Annotated in this window: 7 protein-coding genes and 1 pseudogene; 3 read left to right on the forward strand and 5 right to left on the reverse strand. The window is 62.6% G+C overall.

The window, feature by feature from the left end:
• A pseudogene (locus JWN03_RS23590) lies at nucleotides 1-254 on the forward strand (hypothetical protein); the annotation flags it as partial.
• 136 nt (nucleotides 255-390) lie between these two features.
• Here the strand turns inward: JWN03_RS23590 and JWN03_RS23595 are convergent.
• Both JWN03_RS23595 and JWN03_RS23600 read right to left on the reverse strand, forming a co-directional pair.
• Nucleotides 391-543: a hypothetical protein gene (locus JWN03_RS23595; protein ID WP_297618966.1), complete on the reverse strand. Its 153-nt coding sequence runs from the start codon at nucleotides 541-543 to the stop codon at nucleotides 391-393.
• Nucleotides 544-1,943: 1,400 nt separating this feature from the next.
• Complete coding sequence (locus JWN03_RS23600; RefSeq protein WP_297618969.1) at nucleotides 1,944-2,354, reverse strand: hypothetical protein; 411 nt, start codon at nucleotides 2,352-2,354, stop codon at nucleotides 1,944-1,946.
• A 173-nt stretch (nucleotides 2,355-2,527) separates the two neighbouring features.
• Between JWN03_RS23600 and JWN03_RS23605 the strand changes: the two genes are divergently transcribed.
• On the forward strand, nucleotides 2,528-2,797 hold the full coding sequence (locus JWN03_RS23605) for a hypothetical protein (protein WP_297618971.1): 270 nt from the start codon (nucleotides 2,528-2,530) through the stop codon (nucleotides 2,795-2,797).
• A gap of 1,489 nt (nucleotides 2,798-4,286) precedes the next feature.
• Here the strand turns inward: JWN03_RS23605 and JWN03_RS23610 are convergent.
• Nucleotides 4,287-4,502: a hypothetical protein gene (locus tag JWN03_RS23610; protein WP_297618974.1), complete on the reverse strand. Its 216-nt coding sequence runs from the start codon at nucleotides 4,500-4,502 to the stop codon at nucleotides 4,287-4,289.
• A 181-nt stretch (nucleotides 4,503-4,683) separates the two neighbouring features.
• On the reverse strand, nucleotides 4,684-4,887 hold the full coding sequence (locus JWN03_RS23615) for a hypothetical protein (RefSeq protein WP_297618977.1): 204 nt from the start codon (nucleotides 4,885-4,887) through the stop codon (nucleotides 4,684-4,686).
• A 798-nt stretch (nucleotides 4,888-5,685) separates the two neighbouring features.
• Here JWN03_RS23615 and JWN03_RS23620 point away from each other — a divergent pair.
• Entirely contained in the window at nucleotides 5,686-5,892 is a 207-nt protein-coding gene (locus JWN03_RS23620; protein WP_297618980.1) for a DUF2871 family protein, read from the forward strand.
• 309 nt (nucleotides 5,893-6,201) lie between these two features.
• Here the strand turns inward: JWN03_RS23620 and JWN03_RS23625 are convergent.
• Nucleotides 6,202-8,619, reverse strand: a 2,418-nt coding sequence (locus JWN03_RS23625) for a hypothetical protein (RefSeq protein WP_297618982.1), incomplete at its 5' end; no start/stop codon positions are given.

Below are 8,619 nucleotides of genomic sequence, written 5' to 3' on the forward strand. Positions count from 1 at the left end.
ACCGGTACGGCGGCGCGGAACTTCCCTCCACCGAGGACGTCGCCCTCGACCTCGACGGGTCACCGGGATCCCGTCTGCCGCACCTGTGGGTGGCCGAGGGGGTGTCCACACTGGACCTCATCGGATCGCAGTGGTGTGTACTCACGTCCGATCCCGACGTGGCCGCGGACGTTCCGGTGCACGTCGTGGAGGGCTGGCCTTACGGAACGGTGCTGGTCCGCCCCGACGGTTTCGTGAGCCGTTCGTACAGCTAGCGCGCAGTTGTGCGTTGCAGCCCGCGATTCGCACGAGCCGCAGCGGTGTCGCGTGCACCAGCAAACGCACCCGGTTCGAAGCGGCTGACCCGTGCCCCACGGAAGGTCAACGGGCACAGAACCCTACCGCCGTGGCTTAGATCTCAGCTGCCCGGTCGCCGACCCGCAACCGCAGCCCTCCCGCCCCGCCCTTGCGGGTCAGCACCGCACAACTGCTCACGGCATGTGGATCGGGGACGTTCAGATTCAGCACTTCCTCGGCGCGCGCCGAGGATTGGTTAACACGCACCACAGCACCCGGTCCCACGATCTCCGTGACTCTGCTCTGAGACCGGGGCTTGCTGGTGTTCTGCGGGCGCGGGCCGGGCCCGCACCAGATGTACCTCTCAACAAACACTCCTGAGGGAGGCTGCCCAGAACGTGTATGAATTTCCTTGGCCGAGCTAGGGCGCTACCGGAAAAGTAGGTTGCGTATGCCCAGTAGAATTGCAACGAGCTGGCTGATGTCTCCATGCATATTGACCTCGATCGTCGAAGGTGTTTGGGTAGGGGAACTCGTGATCCCGAGCGCCAGAATATCGATTGATAACCGCTGGCGGCTGTCGCCTGTCACCAGAGATGGGAAGGACTCGTCCGGAGTAATCACTCGATCAAATGACAACAGGCGAATCCGTCGCGTGCACAGAATTCATCCATCACATGGTGAGCTTCTCAGCGAGTGGCGCTGCCAGTCACCAACGTCTGGCGAAGAATCGATGAGCCCGACGATGAACCCGAAGCGCCGGACGAAGCGAAAGGGTCGAGCAGTCCATACTCCGTAGCGCTGGCAACACTTGCACCGTTGGTCGCCGCCGTTGGCTCCTCCAGTGGCACTGCTGCAGTCGCGGAGCTGATTCCGAAGGACAGCATTCCCGCTGTGACCGCTCCGATAAGATAATAGGTGCGAATCCGTGGCATCATTTCAATCCCGTCTTGTGGGCTGTTGGCAATTCGCACATCACTGTTTGTCTGCCAGGGCTAGCGATTCTTTGTACCCCAGCAGCGGATCGCCAATATCCGCCAAGGTACTGAGAACTGCAGGCCGCGCTCTATCTGACGGTTCCGCTGCGCCGACGGACTTAAGAACCCATCAACTGCGCTGAGCCTCAACGAACGAGGTGGATGGGCGAAGAATCCGGGTGGACGCGCGCAACTTCGGCAGTGGGGCCACCACACGGTGGTCGTGACGGGCGGTGCGGACTCGAGTCCCGGCGGCGGAAGTCGGCCCGTTCGTCGCCTACGTCCATGCCGCGAACGCCGTGGTGATCTTCGGTCCAGTCGTCAGCGAAGATCATCGACTGTCGCCCATGGGTCGATCCGCGGAATGTGTTCGAACCCAGGACCATCCGGTGAGCACTTCTAGGTGAATCCCCTCACCGGTCGCCATAAACATGGCTCGCTGCCCCTCCACTTGCTAGGCGAAGAGCGGACCGTCACCGATCGGAGTATCGCCGATGTCGGGGTCCACTCGTAGCGGTATCTGAAACGGGGATAACAGGCTCGGGGGAATCGTTGGGAGGTCCGGAAGCGCCGACGCCTGTATATTCGCGGACTCCCAGGCCCGCACAATATAGACTTCCCCGTCGGCTAGGGCATCCCGGATTGATACGGCGAGTGCATCTTCGGTTGCCTGAGCGTTAGTTGAGTTCGCTACCAGTACGGGGCCGCTTGGGCTGCCGCATCGAACTCGGCTTGAAGGCCGTCGGTCAAGTCCTTCAGCAGTGCCCGGGTGGTGGCGCCGACAGTGGAGACCGTCTCGACGACTACTGCCGTGGCACGGTCGGCTGCAGCCATCGTGTTCAAATGATTTGCGAGCTGGGCGTTGGTTGTCGAGTAAGGCGCGACGAAAGCGGCCGAGATCGGCGGGGCGGCATCCGTGCCCGGGAGCTGCGGAGCATCGGGGATCGGCATAGGTTTCGTCATTGCCGGATCGGCCAAGAAGTCAACGAGCCTTTGGAAGATGGACTGTGCCTGTTCGATATAGCTGACCAGAGCAGGTGAGCCGGCCGGAGGCCGAAACACCGGCCAAGAATAAGCAGAGGTTGGTGGGTCGATCCTCATGCAACTACACCTCGGATTCGCTCGGCTCGGACAAGGATAAGCGCAAGATCCACGATGCGGGCGATGGTGGCGAGCGCACTTTCGACGAAGGACGTCAAGTAAAAACTGCCGACCATGATTGACGACGTGAATAGGCTGGAAGGTTGGTGCTCCCCCGATGCATCGCGAGCCGGATGGAGCAGATTTTCCGCCCGCTGTTGATCGGCGGTACTCGCCGGAAGATCTCGGCCTTGATCGGTCTGGGGCCTCGGGACCGGGACGCGATCGTGAACACGATGAGCGTGATCCTGGCCGCACGCCCGGACATGGTAATGGACCTGACGACTATCCAGGAAGGGATCGCGCTTTGCTCTGAATCCAACGACGTGGTCGGTGTGCCACTGAGTGCGTGTCTGACCTACAAGTTGTTCGCCAAGCCTACGAAAGAAGCTGAAGCGCAATGAGGGTCTCAACCACTTCGAGTCGGGGCCCGCCGAGTATCTCGATATTGTGCACGTGGGGATCAATCCGACACCTGGCCGACCAGATGCGCGCCCCCACCCGCGCGATACTTGTGGACTCGATGTGCTGGACTGAGGTCCGCTCGGACTGTTAGGGACCTGTGTGGTCTCTTTGGTCCGCGAAATGGCTGCGACAACACACTCCTTCCGCGCACTGCTGCTCATTGTCTGAGCGCTGTGGGTTCGATTCCGGTCGCTCACGAGCGTCGCCCTAGCGGCTCCACCATCCGCTTTGAACGACCCAGATTCCCTGGGGGCCTTGAGTTGCCGGCTCGGTAAGGGTCAGGGTGACCATGCTGCCGTCGCTGTTGGTGACGGATACATGGGTGGGGGCGCCGGGACCAGCCTGTACGTCTGACCAGCCGAATTGGCTCTGTACGAAGGTTTTTGCGACCTGGATGCGGTCTCGTCGCCATGGTTGATGTCCGTTGTCGACGGCGTTCTGCAGCTCGGTGATCTGTTGGGCGCTGAGGCCTTCGCCACCAATCGGTGTCCCGGATGGCGGGTGCGAGTTCGAGCTGGGCTGTGCGGGTACCGATGTCGTGGTTTGGGGGGGCAGGCGATTCCGGTGAGGCGGGCGTCACCGGAGGAGGGTTCCCGTCGCCGCTGCCCGGCTGGGATGATCCATCGCCAGGACCTGGCTGGGTGGGACCCGCGCCATTGCCCGACGGCAAGGGGGTGCCCGCACCCGGCGAAGAGGGTGCGGGCATCGTGGTCGACGTCGCCGACGACGACTGGGCGGGTGATGAGGTAGTCGTGCAGCCGCTGATCGCGGCCGCAGAGGTGAGGATGGCCAGTACTGCCACCGTGATTCTCCGATTGCACCGGCCGCGAGCGTGCAGACCGCGGCAAGGGGCGATGTCGGGCATGGCGGGTTGTCGGCTAGGGACAATATCCCAGATCACCGTTGCGCTCGTCTTGAGCTTCGACCCCTCGTATGTCCTGTTCATGATCCGATCCCTCCCCGCATCGCCGTCGTATCTTGTTGCTACAGAACATGATCGACGGGCAGATTCCCGGCGGGATATATCTGGTCGATCACCGATTGCGTCCAGGAACCGACGGTCGAGCTAGGTCTAGCAGTGCTGAATTGCCGCAAATCAGGTGTCGCGCAACAACCCCGACGGTCGGCCATCCGATCGTCGCGGATTGTGAATACACTCAGGCCTGGAACGCTAGTCAGCGGCCAGTTTCGGGGTCTTGTAAAAATGCGTCACGGGACGGAACCCGCCGCCGGACATTGTCCAGGCGGCCACTAACCGAATCTGAATCGTCGTGGCAATCTCAGTCAGTTCCGGAACTCGGCCCGCCGCAGCGACTTTCTGATCTCGTCGACCCCTGACCGTCGATTCAGGGGTCGATTCCCGCAGCCGGCGCACAGCCGCAGGGCCTGATCGATCTCGTCGAGCTTGGTCCTGGTCAACACCATCGCCTAGTCGATAAGCGATTCCCCAGCAACGGTGGTCAGCCAGGTGCAGAAGACGAAGTCCGGAGTCGAGAATCCGAGCCGAACCACGCCGGGACATGGCAAACCCTCAATGGGACCTAACTGCACCTCGATGCCCAATCCGCCGAGTTCGATGCCCGACAGCGGCACGATCTGCAACGCCTGGAAACCAGACGACTCGTCGCCGTCGAGCAACACCATTGGGTGCCGCTCATCGAGCTCCGCCCACCAGACTTCTCCGCGTCGTATGGAGCCTCCTTCGAGAATCCGCCGCCGACCTGGTGTCAAAACCCTTTGCGAGCGAACACCAAAGGATGTTCCGACGACCGCACCAACAGTCGAAATCTGCAGGGACGCTGCAGGGTACGGCTGTAGTACTGGGTCAGAACGTGCAATCGGTCTGCCGCCCGATCCAACCACCCTTCAGGAACATGATGACGGCACAGAACACGTCGCCCGACGACGAACCCGTAGACCCCGCAACAGGGTTCGCAGCAGCTGTGGCTGCCACCGGCGCGGCGGCTGCCATTCCTGCTGGTGTGGCCAGTGCTGCGGTCATGACAGTAGCAATGACGAACTTTTTCATCGAGTGTCCTGTTCTGTGGTTACTGAGTGATGATCGTTGAAACTTCAGGTCGTGTGCTGGGATCATCCCAACTATTGCGCGGCACGTTACATAAGGGGCAATTCGTCGATCATGTTCCGTAGCAGGATGATACGACGGCGATGCGGAGAGAGATCGAGTCATGGACAGGACATTGACGGGGGTGCCTCTCGTGGCAAGCGTGATCGTGATCGGAGACTAGTTTCGCAACGCCAAGGGAGTCGGGGTCCGAGGGCCGGAGCGGGCCGAAAATTCCTATGCGTTTGCTCCGAGTACGGTGGTTGCGATCCCGGTGATCACCGGGACGGCGTCGAACAGGTCGCCTTCCGGTCCGGCCATGGTGTCGAACATCTCGAAGATGGTGAGGGCCAACAGGGTACGCCCGCTGGTCGGCGCTGTCCTCCGGCGAGTTCCCGCCCGTGGTGGCAAAGGGGGCTGACAATACCGCCAGACCGTCATCCGAATCCACCCCGAACGGGTCATCTCCTGGGGCCTCGACAGCGGGCCCTTCGACTTCACCAGCCGCGGCGCCGAGTAGTCATTCAGCGGGACCATCGGACACCGCGGCGCAGGCGAGAGACCGCAACGATTCGTTTCACCCCTCTCGCCGTCGACTGGTCCACTTACGCAACAAGGAACCTCGATGAAACAGCTCTACTACGCGGCAGTCCTCTAAACCGTGCTCGGCCTGGCGTCCGGGTTGTTCTACCGCAACTTCACCAAGGCCCAAATTTCACCGGGAAGACCGAGCTCGCGGTCACGCACACCCACCTGCTGGCGTTGGGCACGCTGTTCTTCCTGATCGTCATCGGGTTGGAGAAACAGTTCACCCTGTCTTCCGGTGGGCTGTATATCTGGTTCTTCTGGACCTACAACGCCGGTGTCCTGTGGGCCGTGACAACCATGACCATCATCGGGATGCGCACCGTGCAAGGGGTTCCGAGAGCAAACCGCTGGCAGATCTGGCAGGTGCGGGCCACATCCTGATGACTGTCGGCTTGACGCTGTTCTTCATCTGCCTGTACGGCCGGTGGTAGCGGCACGTCCAGTGAAACTCGTGCGGTCGTGACGCGGCCACGTCGGTTTCGCCGAGCACAACTTCACAAGGTCAGCATCAACCTTCGTGCTACTCCTTGGTTGCATTATCTGCGGTTGCCGCCCACAGCCCTCGTAATTCGCCGTACCGGGGCCCTCGATGAGGCGTTGCTCCATTTTCGGATCACCGGGCTTCGTATTGTGATGCTCACGGATCTCGCCCTCGACCTGCGCCAACTCCGTTTCGGAGGCCTGCGGCGTTCATGGCGGTGGCCTCCGTGAGTCGCTTCGGCGTAGCAACCAGCCGCCAATCCGCTGCCAGCGCGGCACGTTCGGACGCGGTTCCGAGGGACGAACGATCGTCTCCCCATTCGCCGCTGGGGCAGGTTTGGTGAAGATCACCTCGCGACGTACGCCGAACGTTTCCAGCTGACCGAGGGTCACCACCGAGTAGCCGGCATCGACCGCATAACGACCGTATACGCTGGCCTGCACATCCTTGATGGTGCTGAACCCTGGGAAGTAACCATTGATGCTCAGCACATCAACATGCTCGCCGAGCGACTTCATCATCTCGCTGAATAGGGCCTCCCCCACACTGCCTAGGACCAGATTCGCGACCGGGCTTCCGGGCATTTGGTTCACGTCGAACCACAGCTCTCCATCCAGATTGACGGTGCCCCTGACGTCGAGAGTGCCATCCGGCCGCAGGCGTTGGAAAAAGGCGATCGCGCCGAGATCCGCCACCTCATCCAACGCCTCTTGCAAGCGATCCCACCAGTCGCTGTGTCCGGCTGCGACAAATCGTGGACGCGCCTGATCTAGTACCTCGCGCAACTGCCCATACCGATGCGGCAACCAACCGACATGCACATCTTCGATGCGTTCCCCGTCGACGAGGGCAGTCAGAACCGCAAGCGCATCGTGGCCGAATTCCTTGAGTCCGGTGAGCATGCTCACGAGCTCCGATGCAGCGTCGAGATCAACTGTGTCCGACGGCAACACCGGATCGCCGTCGGCCCCGAACACAAGCGCACTCAGGTGGCGCGGCGCCGCAAGGTCCACGCCGCCGTCGTCGATCGGGCGCGGGCCATTGAGGTCGAGAACTGGGCCACCATCCTCCTTCGCCCAGGCCGCACTGTGGTCGTTGACATCCCACCAGAACGCCGTCACCACACCTGGTCGCCTACTCAGGTATCCCTGCAGCTCGGCCAGCCTGACGAACCGGTGGAATCGCGGGGCAGGGGCAACATCAAGCATCTGCTCATCGACGATGTACGAGCCGGGAGCGTGTGGAATTGCCAGCACCGGGCGGCCGATCAGGTCGTTCACCGACTGCATCGCCAGCCGCGCCTGCTGCCACCGCGCCGACCAGTCATCCTCGAGTTCACGCCCATGCAGCCTGGCCAGCTGTACCAGTCCGGGGGCAAACCAGCCACCGGTGTAGATCAGGTCCGCCCGCGCTGCCGCCAACTCCGCCGATTCGCCGCCGATGAGTCCACCGTGTGCCGCACGATATTCCAGGCTCGCCACTCGCACTGCCAGGCTGATCCAGTCGTGCGCGCGTCCATTAACTCGCTGCAATGCCGCCGCCTCCTCGACGGCATCAGTCGAGGACAAGTCGAGATACGCGGCCCAGTATGCGTCGTACGCTTCCAGCCGCTCGTCGTGCACGTTCCCGGACAGCCCGAGCGTCGCTTCCCACGTCGAGGAGGTCGGTTTGCCATCGCCGTCGGATCCGTCGACGCCGCGCATCTGCTCCCGGTGATGGAGCGGGGGCAGATGTTGTCCATCGCCGCCAGCCTGTTCGGCCGGGTCGCCAGACGATATGGAACCGTCGTTGTAAGGCAATTCGTGGTCACGCGCTCCCGTATTCATCATCCTCAGGCTGATCAAACCGACATGGCCTTCCGATTCGTCCGGTGGGCGAGAGTCATACAGAACCCAGTCGTCTGCAATACCCCGCATTCCCGGCGGCTTCCGGTGGGCGTGGCTGATACGCCCGTCAGGGGAGAGCACTTCAGCCGGCGACGACCACGGTGTGACCGGGCGCGTTCCGGCGGCGTTGGCCGGGCCGTCAGTCACCCGGTCCGAGTTGCCTCTGCGCGACCTCTCATCCGCAGTGTCTGCCTTCTCTGTGTTTCCGGGTTCCCACGGCCTGGGCTCACGCGGCAGGAAGTTGGTCTGATCGTGCCGCCCGCCGTCCGGTGAATTGTCGTCTGCCGTACCGGATGGCGTATTCGTGGCACCCATCTCGACCGCGCTGGGCGATCCCGGCGGCCGCCACTGCGCGGGCAGATCGTCGGCAGCGCGACCATCGGGTGTGAGTTGGAACCACATCGAGCGGTTCGCGCGCTCGACAATCGGTTCCGGGCGCCGCAGCTGGAATCCCCATGTGCCGGGATAGTTTTCGGCAGTCAGATCGCGCGGAAACAGCGAAACAGGTTCTACCACAGTCACTTCCGGGCTGTCGTCGGTTATCTCTACGCCGACCTGGTCGGGACCGACGGTCACCCGCAGCGTCCGCGGGGCACCCGGCCCCTTCACCGGGACAGGGTAGATCCAGGCCGCGAGCGCGTCGCGGGCTTGGGCGCACCGGCTTTCGGGCCAGCCGTGCGCGAGCATTAGCGAGGCCAGCAGCTGCGACTGCTCGACGGCCGCCTGTTCCGCATCTGCGCC

It is taken from the genome of Nocardia sp., from assembly GCF_025465275.1.
Taxonomy (GTDB): Bacteria; Actinomycetota; Actinomycetes; order Mycobacteriales; family Mycobacteriaceae; genus Nocardia.